Origin of the sequence: Mesorhizobium sp. M0040 (genome assembly GCF_040323505.1) — a bacterium.
GTDB lineage: Bacteria > Pseudomonadota > Alphaproteobacteria > Rhizobiales > Rhizobiaceae > Mesorhizobium.
Genome location: NZ_JAMYVA010000074.1, coordinates 1 through 19,811 on the forward strand (window position 1 = coordinate 1; position 19,811 = coordinate 19,811).

At 63.5% G+C, this 19,811-nt stretch carries 23 protein-coding genes and 1 pseudogene; 13 read left to right on the plus strand and 11 right to left on the minus strand.

Annotated features, from left to right (window positions below):
- Positions 1-266: 266 nt before the first annotated feature.
- Positions 267-770: a protein-export chaperone SecB gene (gene secB / locus NKJ91_RS31205; RefSeq protein WP_352453643.1), complete on the minus strand. Its 504-nt coding sequence runs from the start codon at positions 768-770 to the stop codon at positions 267-269.
- Between the two features lie 113 nt (positions 771-883).
- Positions 884-1,375, minus strand: a complete 492-nt coding sequence (locus tag NKJ91_RS31210; protein ID WP_352458572.1) for an FxsA family protein — start codon at positions 1,373-1,375, stop codon at positions 884-886.
- A 199-nt stretch (positions 1,376-1,574) separates the two neighbouring features.
- Between NKJ91_RS31210 and NKJ91_RS31215 the strand changes: the two are divergent.
- From NKJ91_RS31215 to NKJ91_RS31230, 4 genes and pseudogenes are all read left to right on the plus strand, one after another.
- A pseudogene (locus tag NKJ91_RS31215) lies at positions 1,575-2,282 on the plus strand (Tim44/TimA family putative adaptor protein).
- 23 nt (positions 2,283-2,305) lie between these two features.
- The gene (mltA, locus tag NKJ91_RS31220; RefSeq protein ID WP_352458573.1) at positions 2,306-3,412 is read left to right on the plus strand and encodes a murein transglycosylase A; all 1,107 of its coding nucleotides are present in this window, start codon (positions 2,306-2,308) and stop codon (positions 3,410-3,412) included.
- Entirely contained in the window at positions 3,409-3,945 is a 537-nt protein-coding gene (locus NKJ91_RS31225) for a Smr/MutS family protein (RefSeq protein ID WP_352458574.1), read from the plus strand. The genes mltA and NKJ91_RS31225 overlap by 4 nt, the downstream gene beginning before the upstream one ends.
- Before the next feature lie 53 nt (positions 3,946-3,998).
- Complete coding sequence (locus tag NKJ91_RS31230) at positions 3,999-4,367, plus strand: helix-turn-helix domain-containing protein (RefSeq protein ID WP_352458575.1); 369 nt, start codon at positions 3,999-4,001, stop codon at positions 4,365-4,367.
- A 9-nt stretch (positions 4,368-4,376) separates the two neighbouring features.
- On the opposite strand, the gene NKJ91_RS31235 is transcribed toward NKJ91_RS31230, so the two are convergent.
- The 3 genes from NKJ91_RS31235 to NKJ91_RS31245 all read right to left on the minus strand — a co-directional run bounded on the left by NKJ91_RS31235 (position 4,377) and on the right by NKJ91_RS31245 (position 7,102).
- Entirely contained in the window at positions 4,377-4,994 is a 618-nt protein-coding gene (locus tag NKJ91_RS31235; RefSeq protein WP_352453647.1) for a transglutaminase-like cysteine peptidase, read from the minus strand.
- Between the two features lie 215 nt (positions 4,995-5,209).
- A complete protein-coding gene (locus NKJ91_RS31240) occupies positions 5,210-6,487 on the minus strand; it encodes a polyhydroxyalkanoate depolymerase (RefSeq protein ID WP_352458576.1) in 1,278 nt (425 codons plus the stop codon).
- A 255-nt stretch (positions 6,488-6,742) separates the two neighbouring features.
- On the minus strand, positions 6,743-7,102 hold the full coding sequence (locus NKJ91_RS31245; protein WP_352453649.1) for a septal ring lytic transglycosylase RlpA family protein: 360 nt from the start codon (positions 7,100-7,102) through the stop codon (positions 6,743-6,745).
- A gap of 305 nt (positions 7,103-7,407) precedes the next feature.
- Between NKJ91_RS31245 and NKJ91_RS31250 the strand changes: the two genes are divergently transcribed.
- Positions 7,408-7,593, plus strand: a complete 186-nt coding sequence (locus tag NKJ91_RS31250) for a hypothetical protein (RefSeq protein ID WP_352458577.1) — start codon at positions 7,408-7,410, stop codon at positions 7,591-7,593.
- A 59-nt stretch (positions 7,594-7,652) separates the two neighbouring features.
- On the opposite strand, the gene NKJ91_RS31255 is transcribed toward NKJ91_RS31250, so the two are convergent.
- The 4 genes from NKJ91_RS31255 to tauA form a co-directional block, all read right to left on the minus strand.
- Entirely contained in the window at positions 7,653-7,841 is a 189-nt protein-coding gene (locus NKJ91_RS31255) for a hypothetical protein (RefSeq protein WP_352458578.1), read from the minus strand.
- A 19-nt stretch (positions 7,842-7,860) separates the two neighbouring features.
- Positions 7,861-8,727 carry an ABC transporter permease subunit gene (locus NKJ91_RS31260; protein WP_352458579.1) on the minus strand — a complete coding sequence of 289 codons (867 nt, stop codon included), beginning with the start codon at positions 8,725-8,727 and terminating at the stop codon, positions 7,861-7,863.
- Positions 8,724-9,497 (minus strand): taurine ABC transporter ATP-binding protein, encoded by a 774-nt coding sequence (locus NKJ91_RS31265; RefSeq protein WP_352458580.1) that lies wholly within the window; start codon positions 9,495-9,497, stop codon positions 8,724-8,726. Before NKJ91_RS31265 ends, NKJ91_RS31260 begins: the two co-directional genes overlap by 4 nt.
- Before the next feature lie 108 nt (positions 9,498-9,605).
- Complete coding sequence (tauA, locus tag NKJ91_RS31270; protein WP_352458581.1) at positions 9,606-10,619, minus strand: taurine ABC transporter substrate-binding protein; 1,014 nt, start codon at positions 10,617-10,619, stop codon at positions 9,606-9,608.
- Positions 10,620-10,958: 339 nt separating this feature from the next.
- Here tauA and NKJ91_RS31275 point away from each other — a divergent pair, with 339 nt between their 5' ends.
- The 4 genes from NKJ91_RS31275 to NKJ91_RS31290 all read left to right on the plus strand — a co-directional run bounded on the left by NKJ91_RS31275 (position 10,959) and on the right by NKJ91_RS31290 (position 13,829).
- Positions 10,959-11,150: a hypothetical protein gene (locus NKJ91_RS31275; protein ID WP_352458582.1), complete on the plus strand. Its 192-nt coding sequence runs from the start codon at positions 10,959-10,961 to the stop codon at positions 11,148-11,150.
- 147 nt (positions 11,151-11,297) lie between these two features.
- A complete protein-coding gene (locus NKJ91_RS31280; protein ID WP_023675902.1) occupies positions 11,298-11,750 on the plus strand; it encodes an RrF2 family transcriptional regulator in 453 nt (150 codons plus the stop codon).
- A 49-nt stretch (positions 11,751-11,799) separates the two neighbouring features.
- Positions 11,800-13,146: an FAD/NAD(P)-binding protein gene (locus NKJ91_RS31285; RefSeq protein WP_352458583.1), complete on the plus strand. Its 1,347-nt coding sequence runs from the start codon at positions 11,800-11,802 to the stop codon at positions 13,144-13,146.
- A gap of 329 nt (positions 13,147-13,475) precedes the next feature.
- Positions 13,476-13,829 (plus strand): winged helix-turn-helix transcriptional regulator, encoded by a 354-nt coding sequence (locus tag NKJ91_RS31290; RefSeq protein ID WP_352458584.1) that lies wholly within the window; start codon positions 13,476-13,478, stop codon positions 13,827-13,829.
- Between the two features lie 114 nt (positions 13,830-13,943).
- On the opposite strand, the gene NKJ91_RS31295 is transcribed toward NKJ91_RS31290, so the two are convergent.
- Both NKJ91_RS31295 and NKJ91_RS31300 read right to left on the minus strand, forming a co-directional pair.
- On the minus strand, positions 13,944-14,591 hold the full coding sequence (locus NKJ91_RS31295) for a cysteine hydrolase family protein (RefSeq protein WP_352458585.1): 648 nt from the start codon (positions 14,589-14,591) through the stop codon (positions 13,944-13,946).
- A complete protein-coding gene (locus NKJ91_RS31300; protein ID WP_352458586.1) occupies positions 14,588-14,917 on the minus strand; it encodes a hypothetical protein in 330 nt (109 codons plus the stop codon). The genes NKJ91_RS31295 and NKJ91_RS31300 overlap by 4 nt, the downstream gene beginning before the upstream one ends.
- 155 nt (positions 14,918-15,072) lie before the next feature.
- Here NKJ91_RS31300 and NKJ91_RS31305 point away from each other — a divergent pair, with 155 nt between their 5' ends.
- The 4 genes from NKJ91_RS31305 to NKJ91_RS31320 all read left to right on the plus strand — a co-directional run bounded on the left by NKJ91_RS31305 (position 15,073) and on the right by NKJ91_RS31320 (position 19,547).
- Positions 15,073-15,471, plus strand: coding sequence for a RidA family protein (locus tag NKJ91_RS31305; RefSeq protein ID WP_352458587.1), 399 nt, complete (start codon positions 15,073-15,075; stop codon positions 15,469-15,471).
- 187 nt (positions 15,472-15,658) lie between these two features.
- Positions 15,659-17,083: a pyridoxal-phosphate dependent enzyme gene (locus tag NKJ91_RS31310; protein WP_352458588.1), complete on the plus strand. Its 1,425-nt coding sequence runs from the start codon at positions 15,659-15,661 to the stop codon at positions 17,081-17,083.
- Positions 17,080-18,261 carry a cystathionine gamma-synthase gene (locus NKJ91_RS31315; protein WP_352458589.1) on the plus strand — a complete coding sequence of 394 codons (1,182 nt, stop codon included), beginning with the start codon at positions 17,080-17,082 and terminating at the stop codon, positions 18,259-18,261. Before NKJ91_RS31310 ends, NKJ91_RS31315 begins: the two co-directional genes overlap by 4 nt.
- A 308-nt stretch (positions 18,262-18,569) precedes the next feature.
- Positions 18,570-19,547: a GlxA family transcriptional regulator gene (locus tag NKJ91_RS31320; protein WP_352458590.1), complete on the plus strand. Its 978-nt coding sequence runs from the start codon at positions 18,570-18,572 to the stop codon at positions 19,545-19,547.
- The last annotated feature ends 264 nt before the right edge of the window (positions 19,548-19,811 follow it).

Here is a 19,811-nt window from a genome sequence, read left to right on the forward strand (position 1 = left end):
AAAACGACGCAAAACAACCGTTGCAGGCAGGGCGCCGTCCACATATGGATCCCAGGGTCTCCGCGACGTCGCTTCGCTCCTGCTCCGCCCTGGGATGACGAAGGCGCAGTGATATTCGGCTAATCTCGAAGATATTCGACTTGCCGCTGAAGAGAACCATCGACGCTTGCGTCCGATTGGCCTTCAGCCTGTCGGGCGGGACATCATTATAAAAAACCCGGTTTCGCGCCGGGTTTTTCCAAAAAGATGCTGCGAGCCAACCAGCCTCAGCTCACCTTGACCTTGGCGGCGGCAGCCTGGTCCTCGGCCAACTTCTGCTGGAACATCTGCGCGAAATCGATCGGGTCTAGCATCAGCGGCGGGAAGCCGCCATTGCGTGTTGCCTCGGCGATGATCTGCCGGGCGAACGGGAACAGCAGCCGCGGGCATTCGATGAACAGGATCGGCAGCATGTGCTCCTGCGGGAAGCCGCTGATGGAGAAGACGCCGCCGTAGACCAGCTCGACGTTGAACAGCACTTCCTGGTCGAACGACGCTTTTGCGTTCAGCGTCAAATTGACGTCGAACTGCTTGTCGGAAAGCGGATTGGCGTTGACGTTGACGTTGATGGCGATGCCGGGAGCCTTGTCGCGGCCGCGCAGCGAGTTCGGTGCGCCGGGGCTTTCGAAGGACAGGTCCTTCACATATTGCGCAAGCACGTTGAGCGAAGGCTGCGCCGCATTTCCATTACCGTTGGCTGCGCCGGTCGGCGCGTCGTCGTTGCTGGCCATAAGCTGTGGTCCTTTTGCCTGGGCAGCGTTGCTGACCGGATTGAAATTCGGGCGTTCGCTATCATGGCCGGCCCGACAAGACAAGTTTGCAAAAGACGCCGGTTGCCTTGCAGCTACTCGTCCTTGAGGCGGCGCCAGGGAGAACCCGGTCCGCGCGTATGGTCGTCGGCCCGCGAATAGTCGCCGTCGTCGAGATCGATGGTCTTGCCGCGTTGCCTTGCCCGCAAACCACTGTTGAAATCGGTTGCCAGCACGATGCGGCCTTTCAGCATCCGCCAGGCAAGATCGTGCACCGGCGGCAGGAACAGCAGAAGGCCGAAAATATCCGAGATGAAGCCGGGGATGATCAAAAGGATCGCTGCCAGCACGATCATGGCGCCATGCGCAAGCTGGCCGCTCGGATCACGCCCGGCATCCATTTCGGCACGGACCCTGGCCATCACGCCAAAACCCTGGTGCCGCAGCAGCAGGGCGCCGGCGACACTCGAGGCCAGCACCAAGCCGACTGTCGCCAGCGCGCCGACCTGGCGGCCGACAATAACGAAACCGGCTATCTCCAGCAGCGGAAGCGCGAGAATGAACAGGGGAAGCAGCGAGATACGCAAATCTTGACCGATCGTTTTCGATGTTTTGCCGGCCGGCGAGCAATCGCCGCTGGCACCAGAGCTGTTAGATAGGTATGGCTGCCTTTGATTTGAATGATTGCGCCATGCGTTCTATATGCTTTGGATACTGAACGCTATGTGATCGCGGCCCTTGCTTGGCCGCTGGTCCGGCCAAAGCAGGGATTGATTGGCGCAAGATATGGGCTTCTTCGACTTCGGCACGATTTTCTTTCTGATTGCGGCGGTGGTGATCTTCTTCCAGCTGCGCAACGTGCTTGGCCGACGCACGGGCAACGAGCGCCCACCCTTCGATCCATATACGGCAGCGCGCAAAAACGACAAGGATGCCGCCCAGAAACCCGAGAACGTGGTCTCGCTGCCGCGCAAACGCCTGGCGGGAGAGCCGGCGGCCGACACCTATGTGGCGATCGATGCCTTTGCCAAGCCGGACACCGATCTCAACCGGGGCCTGCGGGCGATCAAGGACAATGATCCGACCTTCGATCCGAAGACCTTCGTCGACGGCGCCAAGATGGCCTACTAGATGATCGTCATGGCCTACGCCGATGGCGACCGCAAAACGCTGAAGAACCTTTTGTCGCGCGAGGTCTATGACGGCTTCGTCGCGGCCATCGGCGACCGTGAGGCGAAAGCCGAAAAGATCCAGTCCTCCTTCGTCGGCATCGACAAGGCCGACATCGTTTCGGCCGAGATGAAGGGCAGCGAGGCGCACATCACGCTGCGCATCGTCAGCGAACTGATTTCGGCGACCCGCGACAAGGCCGGCGCCGTCATCGACGGCGATCCCGAAACCGTCGCCGAGGTCAAGGATGTCTGGACCTTCGCTCGTGACGCGCGCTCGCGCGATCCGAACTGGAAGCTCGTCGCCACCGAAGAAGAAGACTGAACTGGACGGCGGCGGAGGCTGTCGTGTCGCTTTCTCGAGCCTTCAGCGAAAAATCCTTTGGCGAATTGCCGGGCTGGGGCGAGGACGACCATTTCCCTGCCTTTGAGGCCTTTCGCCGCTCGGCCTTTCATATCCTGACCAAACCCTACCGCTCCGGCGCGCTCGGCGTCGATTACAATGGCTTTGCCGACGCCTATGCCGAAGCGCGCACCGTTTCGCCGGCGAATCGGTTGCAGGCCCGAAGCTTTTTCGAGCGCCACTTCGTGCCGGCCCGTATCGATGCCGAAGATGGTGGTCCGGGCCTGGTCACCGGCTTTTACGAGCCGGAGGTCGACGCCTCGCCGGTACGCACGCAACGGTTTTCGGTGCCGTTGCTGTCGCGCCCGGCCGATCTTGTCGACGTCGACGACGGCAATCGTCCTTCAGGCTTGGATCCTTATCTCGCCTTTGCTCGTGCGGCGCCGAACGGCCCGGTCGAATATTTCGACCGCGGCGAGATCGAGTGCGGCGCGCTTGCCGGAAAAGGGCTGGAAATCGCCTGGCTCGGCGACAAGGTCGACGCCTTCTTCATCCACGTGCAGGGCGCGGCGCGGCTTAACATGACCGATGGCCGGCTTCGCCGCATCACCTATGCCGCCAAATCCGGCCAGCGCTTTACCGGACCGGGCAAGATCCTGAGTGAGGAAGGCGAGATCCCGCTGGAGAAAGTGACGATGCAGTCGATCCGTGCCTGGTTCAAGGCGCATCCGGAACGCGTCGACGAGATCCTTTGGCGTAACCGCTCCTACATCTTCTTCCGCGAGATGGGCGTCGACGACCCAGAGCTCGGCCCGATCGCTGCCGCCAAGGTGGCGCTGACACCCGGCCGCTCGATCGCCGTCGACCGGCTGCTGCACACGTTCGGCACGCCCTTCCATATCGATGCACCGTCGCTGACCGTCTTCGACGGAAAACCGTTCCGGCGGCTGATGATCGCGCAGGACACCGGCTCGGCGATCACCGGGCCGGCTCGCGGTGATCTGTTTGCCGGGTCGGGCGATGCGGCCGGCGAGATCGCCGGCGTTATCCGCAACGCCGCAGATTTTTATGCGTTGATCCCCCGGGCGCTGGTTTCAGGAGCAGGCCGATGACCCGGCGCATCGACAGGCTGAGTGAGGACGACCGGGTGCTGTGGAACCTGGTGGCGCGCACGGCAAAGCCGCTGAAGGGCAAAACCGCCGTCGAAATTCCAGACGTCGGGCCGGAGATCGACGAGACCAGGCCGGCGCCGCCGCCGGCACAGGTCGCGGGCAATGCTGCCACGGCCGCAAAGCCGAAGGCGCAGCATGTCTCCCACGCACTCGACGAACCGACGCTGGACAAGCTGTCGAAGGGCCGGCTGCCGATCGAAGGCCGCGTCGACCTGCATGGCCTGACCCAGGACGAAGCCTATTCGCTGCTGTTTTCCTTCCTGTGCCGGGCGCATGCCGGCGGCATCCGCTACGTCCTTGTGATCACCGGCAAGGGTTCCTCGTCGGGCGGTGATGGCGTCTTGCGGCGCGCCGTGCCGTCATGGCTGTCGACACCCGCCTTCCGGCCCCTCGTCTCCAGCCACGACCATGCCGCCCGCAAACATGGCGGCTCGGGTGCGCTCTATATCCGCTTGCGGCGGGCGCGCTCATGAGGAGGCGCCCATGAGGGACGCACCTATGAGGATGCACCCATGAAGGTGCGCTTGTGACCCCATTCGGCGAAAAGCTTCGCGTGCTGCGAAACGAGCGCGGCGTCAGCCAGAAGGACATGGCCAAGGCGATCGGCGTCAGCGCGGCCTATCTCTCGGCGCTCGAACACGGCCGCCGCGGCGCGCCGAGCTGGACGCTGATCCAGAAGATCATCGGCTATTTCAACATCATCTGGGACGAGGCCGAGGAACTGGCGCGGTTGGCCGAAACCTCGCATCCGCGCGTCAAGCTCGACACGTCGGGCCTTAGCCCGGCGGCGACCGAGCTTGCCAATCTCCTGGCCGACAACATCGAAAAGCTCGACGAAGCCGAGCTTCGCCGCATCATTGCGTCGATCCGCGCCGCACTGGCGCGACCGAAATGAGCTGCTTTGTTACTGGACAGAGCCGACCAGCACCTGCTGGCCGCCGCGGATCGAGACCCAGCGGCCGGTATTGTCGATCGCCTGCCGCTTGAGGAAACGATAGCCGGTCTGGTCCCAGGAACGGACCTGGTCGGTCAGATTGTCGAGGATGTAGTCGCCCTTGTCGGTGCGCACCGTCAGCACGGCGTGGCCCTCACCGTCGGGCTTGCGCACGACAGTCATCAGCAGATCGGCAAACGAGACGCCCAGCCGGTTCAGCTCACGGCGCTTTTCCAGGACATAGTCCTCGCAATCGCCAACGCCCTTGTCGGGATAGGCCCAGACCTCATCCTTGCCGTAGATGTCGAAGTCGCTCTCCGGCTTGACGGCGGCGTTGACCTTGGCCGTGACGCTGAGCAGCTTGCGCCACAGCGAGCCTGTCAGGCTGGCGGGCGACAGATCCTTCGGGCGGATCGAGCATTCGGACGCGTAGCTCTTGCAGAAATCATAATGGCCGATCGGCTGCGAGGTCGGGCCACCTGTTATCATTGGGCTGGCTGCCGAGGCCGAACCGGCCCAACCTGCCGCCACAGTAAGTCCAGCCAGCGCGCACAGGCGCAGCGTTCTCGCCATTGGTGAGGAAATCATTGTCCCCGCTTGTCCCTTGTTGTTAACGAAACGTTAAGGGGTATTTACAGTCCGTGTCAATTATGAGGATGGATTGATTTTGCGGCATGGTTACCCGCGTGGCGCCAACGCGACTATTGTGCAACAGCTCGGATGGACTACACCGATTCCAACCGGCAATTTTAGCGTTGGCCGACCTGATGCGAGGTCGCGGGCGCGGCATCATCGCTGGTCGCCTATTTCTTGCCGGTCCGGACCAGTTTCGGCTTCACCGCAACGCGGTTCTGACGGCCATAGCTGGTAATGAAATCAACGATGCGCGGCACGATTTCGGAGCGGAAGCGCGAGCCGTTGAACACACCATAATGGCCGACCGCCGGCTGCATGTAATGGGCGTGCCTGTCGGCCGGGATGTTGATGCACAGGTCGTGCGCCGCCTTGGTCTGGCCAAGGCCGGAGATGTCGTCGTTCTCGCCCTCGACCGTGAACAGGGCGACATTGCGGATCGCCGAAGGGTCGACCGCCACGCCGCGATGCGTCATTTTGCCCTTGGGCAAGGCCTGGCGGACAAACACGGTGTCGACGGTCTGCAGGTAGAATTCCGCCGTCAGATCCATCACCGCCAGATATTCGTCGTAGAAGTCGCGGTGCTTCTCGGCATTGTCACCGTCATGCTTCACCAGGTGCATGAAGAAGTCCTTGTGGGCGATGATGTGGCGGTCGAGGTTCATGCTCATGAACCCCGAAAGCTGCAGGAAGCCGGGATAGACCTCGCGGCCGAAGCCCGGCACCGGCCAGGGCGCGCGCATGATGACGTTGTCGCGGAACCAGTCGATGCCCTTTTCCTGCGCCAGCAGATTGACCGCCGTCGGATTGCGGCGCGTGTCGATCGGCCCGCCCATCAGCGTCATCGTCGAGGGCACGAACGGATCACCCTTGGCTTCCATCAGTGCCGCCGCCGCCAGCACCGGCACCGAAGGCTGGCACACCGCCATCACATGGGTGTCGGGGCCCAGCGCATGCAGCATGTCGACGATGTAGTCGATATAGTCGTCAAGATCGAAGCTGCCGTCGGCCAGCGGCACCATGCGGGCGTCGACCCAGTCGGTGATATGCACGTCGGCATAGGGCAGCATCGCCTCCACCGTGCCGCGCAGCAGCGTCGCGTAGTGGCCCGACATCGGCGCGACGATCAACAGCTTCGGATCCGGCCGGCGCCCGGCCGGAACCGCCCGTTCGAAACGAACCAGGTTGCAGAACGGCCGCGACCAGACGGTGCGTTCGCTGACCTCGACGGTTTTCCAGTCGACCACGGTTTTGGTCAGGCCGAATTGCGGCTTGCCGTAGCGGCGCGTCGTGCGCTCGAACAGTTCGGCCGTTGCCGCAACCGAGCGGCCCCAGGACGTGTGTGAGACCGGATTGAGCGGATTGGAGTAGAACAGGCGCACCGCATCGGCATAGAGGCGCGCCGGCTGCAAGGCGGCGTGGTTCAGTTCGTAGAGCTGGTAGAACATCGAGAACCCCGCTGCCGACTGCGATCGAAGGGCCGACGAGCAGCGCCGAGCCTTGAATGCCTTGCGGGGAAGTTAGCAACAATCTGCTGCGATGCAATACGTCAACTTGCGTGATTTATGCTCGTTCTTTCGTCCAAGGCGTTGAGAATCCGCCTAGAACGGCAACAGCCGGCTCAATGTGCACCTGCGAAGGCCTGGCAAGCAGCACGGCTATTGGGGACGAGCGTCGGAGGCGGTGTCCGGCCGTGGCGGCCGTTAGACCCGTGCCATGCAGACAGCGGTGTGACCCGAGCTGATGAAGCCAAGCTGGCTGGCGGCGCCCTTCGACAGATCGAGCATCCGGCCCCTGATAAACGGGCCGCGGTCGTTTATACGCACGACGACGCTGCGGCCATTGTTGCGGTTGGTCACCTTCAGCTTGGTGCCGAACGGCAGGCTGCGATGCGCTGCGGTCAGCGCCGACGGGTTCATGCGTTCGCCGGAAGCGGTTCTGGAATGCAGTGAGTACCAGGAGGCACGGCCGCACTGAGCGGCGGCGCTGGCACTGGATGCGCCGACCATCAGGCCAGCCGCTATAGTGGCCGCGACAAGCGCGGTCCGGTTGCTTTTGTTCATGTGTTGGGGACTGGCTCCGTTGACAGACCCGCAGCGGTTAGGGGCGAATGAGGCAGCAAATGCGGCAATGATCTGTCGGTTCCATGACAATGTTACACGTTTGGAGTCGGTGCGAAACAATTTGTCAGAGAGTTTCCGCAGCACGACACAGCTTCTTTGATGATCTTTGCACCGATCTCCGCATGTCTTGCGCAGGATCAGAGGTTAGCATCTAAGTAGAAGTTGGCGTGACCGAACCGCTTCTTTTAGCTGTTCCATTCCGGCCGGAACGCGGCTGACGATCGACTTGGAAAGGAGTTTCAGCAATGAGATTGATCAAAAATCTGCTGGCCTTGATTGTGCTCGCCACCGGCGTGCTGTGGTCATTGCAAGGCATCGGTTGGGTCCAGGGCAGCTTCATGACCGGCCAGTCGCAATGGCTCTATGCCGGCATCGTGACGGTGCTGGTCGGCCTGGTCGGCCTGGCCTGGGCAAACCGCCCTCGTGGTTGAGCAGGCGTCGATTCTCAGGCGCGCGCCCGCCGGAGCAGCAGCGGACCCGTGGCGGCCGCTCACCGCGACCAGTATTGCCAGCCCCAGTAGAAACTTTCGTCACGCGGCGGCAGGCGGTTGCGCTCGGCATCCAGCTGGACCGGCGTCGGCGTTTTGCGTTCGTCTTCGGGCGGCTGTTTGTCTCCGGCCTTGATCAGGCGGAGCCAATGGCCGAAATGCGCAAACAGTACAGCGGTGGAATGGGGCATCGTCACGTCTCCGGTCCGGTTACTCCCGCCCCGCCCACGGGACGAGCACCCGCTCGATCCTGCGGATGATGAATTCGAGGACGAAGGCAATGGCCGCGATCACCAGTATGCCCATCACCACCACGTCGGTGACGAGGAACTGGGCAGCGGACTGGATCATGAATCCGAGCCCGCGCGTCGCTGCCACCAGCTCGGCGGCAACCAGCGTCGACCAGCCGGCGCCAAGCGCGATGCGCAGACCGGTCAGGATCGAGGGCAGCGCGCTGGGCAGGATCACGTGCCTGATCACTTGGCGCTGCGTGGCGCCAAGTGAGCGCGCTGCATTGATGCGCTCCTTCGAGACGCCGCGAACACCCGATGCCGTCGACAGCGCGACCGGCGCCAGCATGGCAATGGCAATCACCAGGATCTTGGACGGCTCGCCAATGCCGAACCAGATAATGATCAGCGGCAGATAGGCGAGCGGCGGGATCGGCCGCAGGAACTCGAGCAGCGGATCGAAGATGCCGCGCCCGATCGTGCTGATGCCGATAGCCAGCCCGATGGGAACGCCGATGACAAGGGCGATGATCAACGCCGCAAACACCCGCCACACGCTGGCGGCGATATGCTGGAGCAGCGTCGCGTCGACAAAGCCGTCACGGGCGACGACGGCAAATTTGTTCCAGACTGCCACGGGCGACGGCAGGAAAACCGGCGACACCAATTGCAGGCGGGCCGATACCGTCCACGCCGCCAGCATCATCAGAATGGTGATCGCGCTAACCACGCGGGCCGAAACGCGGCTGCGTCTCGGCCGCGGCCGCGACCATGGCACCGACAGCGCGTCGCCTCCGTCGTCGACCTTGGAGCGCTGCGGCCGCTCGGTATAGGAGGTAATGGTCATGCTGCCTCCCCTTCGAAGATCGCGTCGGTCAGCTCGCCGCGCGCCGCGGCGAAGGCGGGATCGGCCTTGATGCTGCGAATGGCCTCGCCGGCTGCATAGCGCCGGCTGAAGCCGGTCTCGAAGCTCCACACCACCCGGCCAGGGCCGGGAGCGAGCACAATGATACGGGTGGCAAGAACCAGCGCTTCGTCGATGCCGTGCGTGACCATCAGCACGCCGACCTGGCTTGCCGTCCACAGATCGAGCAGCGTTGTCTGCATGCGTTCGCGTGTCAGCGCATCGAGCGCGCCCAGCGGCTCGTCGAGCAGCAGGAATTGCGGCTCGGCCGCCAGCGCCCGGGCCAGGCCGACCCGCTGGCGCATGCCGCCGGAAAGCTCCCAGATGCGCTTGTCGCCGGCGCCGTCGAGCTTCACCAGCGCCAGAAGCTTGTCGGCGCGCCGCGCCCGTTCGGCGGCCCTGACACCGCGCAGCCTGAGCGCAAAGGCGACATTTTCCCGCGCGGTCAGCCACGGAAACAGCGCGTCGTTCTGGAATACGACGGCGCGGTCAGAACCTGGCGCCGTGATCGGCCTGCCGCCAATCGTGGCGCGTCCGCGCACAGGCTCGACCAGGCCCGCAGCGACATTGAGCAACGACGTCTTGCCGCAGCCGGAGCGGCCGACCAGGACGACGAAGTCATCCTTGGCGATCTCAATCGACACATTTTCGACCGCCGGCGCCGGCTGACCGTCATAGTGGACCGAGACCTTGTCGAGCACGAGATGCGTCATGGGAACCTCGCCGACATTCCGAATCTGTCTGCCCCGAAGCCGCTCCTCGCAAGCGGTTCGGGGCAGGGAGCACGCGGCGTCAGGGAAGGAGAACCGCGCGCGTTGGCGTCAGTTCGAGGCAAGCGCTTCGCTGACATATTTCGACGACACGTATTCCGAATAATCCGGCAGCACGGCGTCGATCTTGCCCTGCCCCTTGAGGAAGGCCGATGTCGCCTCGACCGCTTTGACCGTGCCGCCACCGAGGAACTTGTCCGAGGCTTGCTCCTCGAGCGTCGGGAAGACATAGCCCCTCAATAGTTGCGGCACGTCCTCCAGCTTGGCCCCGGTGATCGTGGCGATCTTCGCCGCTTGCGGCGACGTCACCGACCAGGCGTCCGGCTTGGCCAGGAACTCGGCATAGGCCGCGCCCGTCACCTTGACGAAGTCGCGCACCGCTTCCGGGTTCCTTTCGGCGAAATCAGTGCGCACGATCCAGGCGTCGAAGGTCGGCGCGCCCCAGGCGGCGACCTGCGAGGAATCCAGCACGACCTTGCCCGAAGTCTTGATCTGGCCGAGTGCCGGATCCCAGACATAGGCGGCGTCGATGTCGCCGCGCGCCCATGCCGCCGCGATCTCCGGTGGCCGCAAATTGAGAATATCGATCGACTTCGGGTCGACACCCTCATGCTTCAGCGCGGCAAGCAGGCTGTAATGCGTCGTCGAAACGAAGGGCACCGCCACCTTCCTGCCGGCAAGGTCGGCGGCCTTCTCGATGCCGGCGCCGTTGCGGGCGACAAGGGCCTCGGATTCGCCGATCAGCCCGACAATGAAGATTGTCTGGATTGGAAGCTCGCGGCTCGCCGCCGCCGCCAGCGGGCTCGAACCGACATAGCCAATGTCGACCGATCCGGAAGCGATGGCGGCGATCACGTCGGCGCCGGAATCGAATTTCCGCCAGTCGATTGCCGCCTTGGTCGCGCTCTCATAGGCGCCGTCGGCCTGCGGCACCTTCGAGGGCTCGACGACCGTCTGGTAGCCGATAGTGATCTTGAGGTCCTGCGCATCGGCTGGGCCGAGAAAGGCGGCGCCAGCCAAGGCCGCCGAGGACAAGAGAACGATACGTCGCGAAATGGTGGACATGAAACGCTCCTTGGAAACGAGGAAAACCCGGATTGCGTTTCATAGTCATCTAACTCTATCGTTCTTGTAGAGTTAAATCCTTCCAATCGGTGCGGTCTTGTTAGAAAAAGTCATCTGGCTATGGCAGTTCGCGCGCTTCTGGGTGACGGCTCGGGTGAGAACCATCGTCCTTGCCCGGGAACCTCTTCCACGTCGTCCTTGCGCGCAACAAGGATTTTCCCGTTTTCGCCCCTGCATCGGCAAATCCATACTGTGGATAGCCAAGAAATTGGAAACAAGTTCCCTGTGTTCGCGGTTAAGTCTAGTATCCTTATCGACATTGAAGGATTGGAGAGGACGATGAGCGACGCCACCCTCCTTGTTGCCGCGCGCGGCATGCTTTGGCCTTCAAATTCAGGGGCAGAAGCTGCTGTTGGTATTCTCGCCGATCGGGACATTCCTGCCGCCGGCCAGTTTGCCGGTGTGTCATTCGCGGTGGCTCCTGTGCTCGCAAGAGCACAAGCCCCGGCCAAAATGGCCATTGCGGCGTGAAAACGAAGCAAAATCAACGTTTCTCGGCTTGTATATCATGTCACTAGAATTTATCTGTAGTGACAGCTTGGACGCGGCGGGGAGGCACGCCAGGCGTTTCGCAACCGGTGGCCTTGCGCCATCGCATGACAGAGAAACGTGCGGGTTATGCTCACGAAAAAAGGTAAATACGGCCTCAAGGCGCTCGTCCATCTGGCCCGCCTGCCGGTTGGACAGCTCGCCTTCGTCAACGACATCGCCACAGGAAACAATATTCCGAAGAAGTTCCTCGATGCCATCCTTGGCGAATTGCGCAATGCCGGTTTCGTTCAGAGCCGCAAGGGCAAGGAGGGCGGCTACCGGCTGGCACGCCCGGCGGACGAGATCAAGGTCGGCCACGTCGTGCGGGTGCTCGACGGACCGCTTGCCCCCATTCCTTGCGCCAGCCGCACCCAGTATCAGCGCTGCGAAGACTGCAACGAGGCGACATGCCAAGTCCGACACCTGATGCTGGAGGTCCGGCAGGCCATCGCCGAGGTGCTGGACCAGCGCAGCCTCGCCGAAATGCGCGACATCGCCGGCGACGAGGATTTTTCGGCGGCGTTGAAAATCCAGGCCTGAACCAATCTCTCCTGAGCCGGCGACGATCGCCAGGACAGCTGGTGTGCGCATGACCGGGCGCGCTACGCCAAGTTCGATCATCATTGTCGGCGGCGGCGCCAGCGGTGTCGTGCTTGCCGCTCATCTGCTGAAGTCGCCCAATCCCGATCTACGTGTCAGCCTGATCGAAAAACGCCCGCATTTTGGGCAAGGCATGGCCTATTCAACGCTGCTGTCGGCGCATGTGCTGAATGTCAGCGCGTCGGGCATGAGCGCCTATGCCGACGATCCCGGCAATTTCTCGCGCTGGCTGCTTGAACGCGGCCTGGCAACGCCGGAACAGGCGCCGGTCTATGCGCCGCGCAGCGTCTACGCCCGCTATCTCAAGGAGTTGCTCGACGAGCTCGAGGCGCGTGAGCAGCAGGCGGGCCGGCTGCGCTTGATCCGCGAGGAGAGCCTGTCGATCTCGCCGACCGCGTCAGGCGTCGAAGTGGCGCTGGCCAACGGCACCAGCGTGGTTGCGCATCTTGCCGTGCTCGCCACCGGCCACGACGAAGAGCCGGGGGCGGGGCAGGGGCATGCGATCAGGATGGGATCCGAGGCGGACACTGCGCTCGACCCCGAAGCCCGAGTCCTGGTGCTGGGCACCGGCTTGAGCATGGTCGATGCCTTCCTGTCGCTCGAGCAGCGCGGCCACCGCGGCGCGATCGTCGCGGTGTCGCGGCGCGGCCTGCTGCCTTCGCCGCATCGCAAGGGCAATCCGATCAAGCTCGACGTTGCCGACATTCCGCTCGGCACCCAGCTTTCCTATTTCGTCGGCTGGTTCCGCGACCTGATCCGGGAAAACCAGAAGGCCGGCATCGACTGGCGCGACGTCGTCGACGGTCTGAGACCCTTCAACCAGAAGATCTGGCAGAACTGGCCGTCCTCGGCCAAGCGCCGCTTCGTCGAGCACACCAAGGCCTGGTGGGACATCCACCGCCATCGCATGGCGCCGGAAGTCTACGCCCGCGTTGCCGAGGCGGTGCAAGCGGGCCGCATCCGCCTTGTCGCCGGCCGCGTCGTCGAGATCGCCGCCGGCGACGGCTTCAGCCTACAGGTCCAGTCGCGCCACACGCAGCAGCTCGAAAGGTTCGACGTCACCCGCATCTATGATTGCACAGGCATCGCCAGGGACATCTCGACCACCTCGAACAGCGTGGTGCGGTCGCTGGTCGAGCGTGGGCTGGCACGGCCGGATCCGCTGCGCCTCGGCCTCGACGTGACCGCGAACTGCGAGGTCATCGCCGGCGACGGCACGGTATTCGCCAATATCCTCGCCGTCGGTCCACTGACGCGCGGCACCTTCTTCGAAATCGACGCCATTCCCGATATTCGCGTGCAGTGCGCGCGGCTGAGCAAGCGCTTGCTCGGATGAGGCCGCCTCTGTCTTGACGCGATCTCGGATGCAAGACCGCTGTCGCCGGGTGAAAAGATCTCGACCGCATAGCCGCGTTCGGTGAAGGCGAACCAGGGGTGCGGGAGCTCGCTCCACCAGAGCCGACCAGCAGCCTGTGGTGGTCGAGACAGCCAGGCGATGACGCCACACGTTTCGGCCGTCTCGCATCGACCGGATTGATGTCGCGCACGCTCGTCTTCGTTCTCCTCCATGGATTTTGTAGTCGGCGAGGCCGTGAGCCGCGACCCTGGCCAGATGGCCGGGCAAATTCTGCTTTCGTCGTCACCGTGCCTTGCCTACCATGGCGCATGACCCAACGCGGAAGACTCTACGGCTGTCCGGTCGAGTTCGCGCTCGACGCGCTCGGGGGCAAATGGAAGACGGTGATCCTGGCGCGCATCAAGGAACAGCCGATGCGCTATTCCGACCTGCGCCGGCTGATTCCCTCACTCTCGGACAAGATGCTGACGCAGCGCCTGGCCGAGCTTGTCGAGATCGGCTTCGTCACGCTCCAGACGTCGCCCGACGGCAAGGGGCGCTACGCCTTGACCGGGCGCGGCGAAGGTCTCGCCGCCGCGCTCCAGGCGCTCTACGACTGGGGCAGCGTGCACGGCCGCGCCGAGGGCGTGCGTTTTCGCACCGACAGCGCAGCCACCACCTAGATCAATTCCGGGAAAAGCGCGGAGCGGTTTTCCGTCCGCAATGTGTGAAGACAAAGCGATGGAGCGGTTCGGCGTTGCCGTGAAACGGTGGGTGGCGCGGCAAGCCGATTGCTCTCAACCCGCGCCGGCAAGCGCGCTGCAGAAGCTTGCGACATCGGTGACGACGGCTTCGCCGAGGAAGCGTAGCGTTGCCATCGAGCGGTCGCGCGCTTCGCGGTTGCCGAAGCCACAGGCATCCTCGATTACCACGGCGACAAAGCCATTGTCGGTCGCCTGGCGAACGGTCGGCTCGATGCCGATCTCCATGGCGATGCCAGCGAGCGCTATCGTGCGCACGCCGCAATCGCGCAAGGCAAAGCCGAGCGCGGTGGAATCGAACGCCGACATCGTGAGCTTGTCGAATACCGCCTCGTCCGCGCGGGGGTCCAGCTCGGGCACGATCCGCGTCGCTTCGGCGTCGCGCGGGAACCACGGCTCGACCGTGTCGGGGCTGTCGCGCCGCTGCCAGGCCATGGCGGTGCGCAGCTGCGTCGCGCCCATCCATTTGCGCGGCAGCGACAGGTGGCGCGTGAACGCCACCCGCATTCCGGCCCCGCGCGCCGCTTCCAGCACCGTGCCGGTGCGCTCGACGAGGGTGGCGGCGCCGGCCACCTGCCGACAGATGCCGACCTGCATGTCGTAGACCACCAGCGCCGTGCGGCGCGGATCGCACCACTCAGCCAGGCTGGCCGGGATTTCGATCCCGTCGCTCGACCGGATCATGCCGCAGTCCGGTCCCATGGCTTGGCGATATCGACCGTCGGATCGAACAGGAATTCCAGCGGCAATGGCGCGTCGAAGGCGATGAAGTGCCATTCTAGCAGCCCGGCCTTGGACAGCGGGAAGTCCTCGGTGTAGCGCCGCGCTTCCGCGACGCTGTCGAGCTCGAAGACGATGATGACGCCGCCAATATCGGCGCGCGCATAATTCTCGCGCACGATCCCCGCCTTCCAGAGCCGCCAGACATTCGACACTTCGTCGCGCAGATAAGGCCGCAAATCGTCGAGCGTGACGCCGGGCTTGAAATTGTCATAGGCAAGAATCTTCATCGGCCGTTCCTTGCATTGCTGTTCGCCCAGCGCCGGGTAGCATGGCGGAATCGGCGGCCGCAACGAACGAGATGGTGCGTTGAAACGCCCGCACGATTGCCGTTGATCCTATGGGCGGCCGCGGGATAATTTTTGCTGAAGAGGAGAAAAGCGCGGTGACCATCGAAAGGCTGAACCCCGAGGGCATGCACAGCAATCCGGCCTATTCGCACGGCGTGTCGCTGCCGGCATCCGCGCGCATCGTGCTGGTCGGCGGCCAGAATGGCGTCGACGCGCAAGGCCGGACCGTCGCCAGGGACGATCTCGCTGCACAGACCGCTCAGGCGCTCTCCAACCTGGCAAAGGTGCTCGAAGCCGGTGGGGCAAAGCCTGAAGACCTCGTCAGCCTCTCGGTCTATATCGCCGGCGACCTGGACATAGGGCCGGCCTTCGGCGCCTGGATGGCCTTCTGGGCAAACCGTGGCGCGCCGCCGATCATCAAGGTGCTGCGCGTCGCCGGCCTCGGCAATCCGGATTTTCTGATCGAGATCGAAGCTCAGGCCGCGATCGCCTGAACCCTAAGCGGGTTCTGCAAATCTTTTGCCCCTGCCTGCAGGCCGGCGAAGCTTTCGCGAAATTCCATTCCCCTGCTGGCGGCCGGATTGGCACGATCTATCTTCTTTCCAACTGCAAACGGCTGGAAAAGACGGTAGGTTGCCGTCTTCCAGGGCGGTTGCTCATTCTGGCAACGGAGCATCTGACATGAGCAAGCACAAGATCGTGGCACCGGACGATGCATCGTCCCGCCTGCGCCCGCCTTATGCCTCGGTTCTCGACCTGATCGGCCAGACGCCGGTCGTCGAGCTGACCAAATTCGACATCGGCAAGTGCCGGCTGTTCATCAAGCTCGAAAGCCAGAATCCCGGCGGCTCGATCAAGGACCGCATCGCGCTGTCGATGATTGCCGCCGCCGAAAAACAGGGCAAACTGAAGCGCGGCGGGACGATTGTGGAGGCGACCGCCGGCAATACCGGTCTTGGTCTCGCGCAGGTCGGCATCCCCAAGGGCTACCGCATTATCCTGGTCGTCCCTGACAAGATGTCGCGCGAAAAGATCCAGCATTTGCGGGCGCTCGGCGCGGAGGTGCGGATGACGCGTTCCGATGTCGGCAAGGGTCATGCCGAATATTATCAGGACATGGCCGAAAAGATCGCCGCCGAGCTGCCCGGCGCCTTCTATGCCAACCAGTTTGCCAACCCGGCCAATCCGCTGGCTCATGAAACCACGACCGGACCGGAAATCTTCCAACAGCTCGAAGGCGACGTCGATGCGGTTGTCGTCGGCGTCGGCTCCGGCGGCACGCTGACCGGGCTCGGCCGCTACTTTGCGAAAGTCTCGCCAAAGACCGAGATGATTTTGGCCGATCCGGTCGGCTCGGTGCTGGCGCCGTTGATCAAGACCGGCAAGATGATAGAGGCCGGGAGCTGGACCGTCGAAGGCATCGGCGAGGATTTCGTCCCGCCCAATGCCGATCTGTCGCTGGTCAGGAAGGCCTATTCCATCCCCGACAAGCAGAGCATGCTGGCGGTGCGCGACCTGCTTTCGAAGGAAGGCATCCTCGCCGGCTCGTCGTCCGGCACGTTGCTTTCGGCAGCGCTCCGCTATTGCCGCGAGCAGACCGTGCCGAAGCGCGTCGTCACCTTCGTCTGCGACAGCGGCAACAAGTACCTGTCGAAAGTGTTCGACGACTTCTGGCTGGCCGAGCAGGGCCTTGCCGAGCAGGAGCAGCATGGTGATTTGCGCGATCTGGTGATGCGTTCGCACCGCACCGGTGACACCGTGTATGTCGGTCCGGACGAAAGCCTGCTCAACGCCTATGGCCGTATGCGCCGCTCGGACGTCTCGCAGCTGCCGGTGCTGAACGAGGGCAAGCTCGTCGGCATCATCGACGAAAGCGATATCCTCGCCAAGGTCGAAGGCCCCTATGACAGCCGCTGGGACCGCTTCAAGGCTCCGGTCAGTACGGCCATGACCTCTACCCTGCACACGCTGCAAGCCAGCCAGACGCTGGACGCGTTGCTGCCGGTGTTTGATCGCAACGAGGTCGCCATCGTCTTCGACGGCGACGAATTCATCGGGCTGATAACACGCATCGACCTGATTAACCATCTGAGGCGCGCCCGATGACCGTCAAAGCCACCGTATCGGGCAAAAACCGCCTCGCCTTTTCGACGCGCACCATCCATGGCGGCCAGAGCCACGACCCGACGACGGGCGCGGTGATGGTACCGATCTATGCCACTTCGACCTACGGTCAGCAGAGCCCGGGCGTGCACAAGGGCTTTGAATATGCCCGCAGCCAGAACCCGACCCGCTTCGCCTTCGAACGCGCTGTGGCCGATCTCGAAAGCGGCACAGCCGCCTTCGCCTTCGCTTCGGGGCTGGCAGCGATCGCCACTATTTTCGAACTGCTCGATTCCGGCGCCCACATCGTCGCCACCGACGACATCTATGGCGGCACGTTTCGGCTGCTCGAGCGGGTGCGCAAGCGCTCCGCCAACCTCCAGGTCGACTTCGTTGACTTCACCGATCTTGCCGCGGTCGAGGCGGCGATCCGCCCGGAAACCAAAATGCTCTGGGTCGAGACGCCGACCAACCCGCTGCTGCGTGTCGTCGACCTCGAAGGCGTCGCAGCACTTGCCAGGCGCAAAGGCGTGCTCTCAGTCGCCGACAACACTTTCTGCAGCCCCTATCTGCAGCGGCCGCTGGAGCTCGGCATCGACATCGTGGTCCATTCGACGACAAAATACCTCAACGGCCATTCCGACATGGTCGGCGGCGTCGCCGTGGTCGGCGACAACAAGGATCTCGCCGACCGGCTGAAATTTCTGCAGAACGCCATCGGCGCCATTTCCGGGCCGTTCGACAGTTTCCTGGCGCTGCGCGGACTGAAGACGCTGGCGCTGAGGATGGAGCGTCATTCGTCGAACGGCCAGAAAATCGCGCACTGGCTGGAAAGCCGTCCCGACATCCGCCGTGTCATCTATCCCGGCCTGCCCAGCCACCCGCAGCACGCCATCGCCAGGCGGCAGATGCACGCCTTCGGCGGCATGATCACGGTCGAGCTCGACCGCGACCTCGCCGGCACCAAACGCTTCCTCGAACATACGCAACTGTTCACGCTGGCCGAAAGCCTCGGCGGCGTCGAAAGCCTGATCGAGCACCCGGCGCTGATGACGCACGGCTCGATCCCGGCGAAAAAACGCGCCGAGATCGGGATTTCGGATTCGCTGGTAAGGCTGTCGGCCGGGATCGAGGATGGCGACGATCTGATCGCGGATCTGGATCAGGCGCTGGCGAGCTGAGCCCGCCAACAAGAACCTGCGAGACGTCGGCAGGACAGTGCCCCCCTCTGCCCTACCAGGCATCTCGGCCACGGGGGGGGAATTTGGCCGTCATCTTGCGCTGAAACACGCACGGGACGGCGAAGCTGCCGATCTCCCCGCTTGTGGGGGAGATGTCCGGCAGGACAGAGGGGGCGTGAAGGATCGCGAACGAGCGGCGCTTATTCTGCATCCATATCCATGTGTCTTACATTCTATTCCGTTGACCTTGGCGCCATCTGGCAGAATTGTAGCTTCCTGATCCACCTTGCTGCCTGGCTCCGGAAGCTATGAACAACCGACAACGCAACCAACCGACGGCAAGCGATACCCCGCTCACCTTCGCCATCCTGGTCTTCCCAGGCTTTCCGATGATGGCGTTCAGCTCGGTGATCGAGCCGCTGCGCGCGGCGAACGTGCTGGCCAAGCGGGACTGGTACCGCTGGATCATCGTCGGCGCCGCCGAAGGCCCCGTCGAGGCCTCGAATGGCGTCGTCATTCAGCCCGGCTTTTCCGCCCATGACGCGCCGAAGGTCGATCGCATCGTCGTCTGCTCAGGCGGTGACGCCGATCATCTCGTCGCCGAGGATGCCGTGAGCTGGATCCGCAAAAGCCTGCGCGGCGGTGCCCATATCGGCGCGGTGGCGGATGCCGCCTTCTTCCTGGCTCGGGCCGGCCTGCTCGACGGTCATGCCTGCACCTTGCACTGGACCAGCCAGGCTGCCTTCACCGAAGCGTTTCCGGACATCGAGCTGAGGCGCGATCTCTATGTCATCGACCGCAAGCGCTTCACTTCGGCCGGTGGCGTCGGCAGCCTCGACATGATGCTGGAGATCATCACCGGCGATTATGGCGCCGAACTGGCCGCCGGCGTCGCCGAATGGTTTGTGCACAGCCCGCTACGCTCCAGCGTCGACCGCAAGCTGATGCCGCTCAGGCTGCGGACCGGCGTGCAGAACGAACTGGTGCTGTCGGCCATCGCCATCATGGAGGATGCGGTGGAGGAGCGGCTCGGCATGGCGGAACTGGCGGGGCGACTTGGTATCTCCTCCGATAAGCTCGAACGCAATTTCCGCTCCGAACTCAGTATCTCGCCCAACGGCTATTACCGCCGCCTGCGGCTGAAGCGTGCCGCCGACCTCCTGGCGCATTCGACGCTGATGGTGCGCGACGTGGCGCTGGCCTGCGGCTTCGCCTCGATGTCGAGTTTTGCGCGGGCGTTTCGGGAGGAGCATGGCCATGCGCCGAAGGTGATGCGGAGGCATTAGGTATTTCGGATGTTGGCGGGACAGCGCCCGGGACAGCGCCCCCTCTGTCCTGCCGGACATCTCCCCCACGAGGGGGGAGATTGGCAGCTTCGATGCTCCGCTCCTCCTGCGACGGTGGAAATTCACGAAAGCGGCGATGACGAGCTGATCTCCCCCCCTTGAGGGCAGGGGAATCGCATATGGCGATTTTGGGGTTGAGTTTAGGCTGAGAAAGGATTCTTTGGAGAGGCAGTTGAGCGAAGGAGCGACTGCCATTTCCTGCCT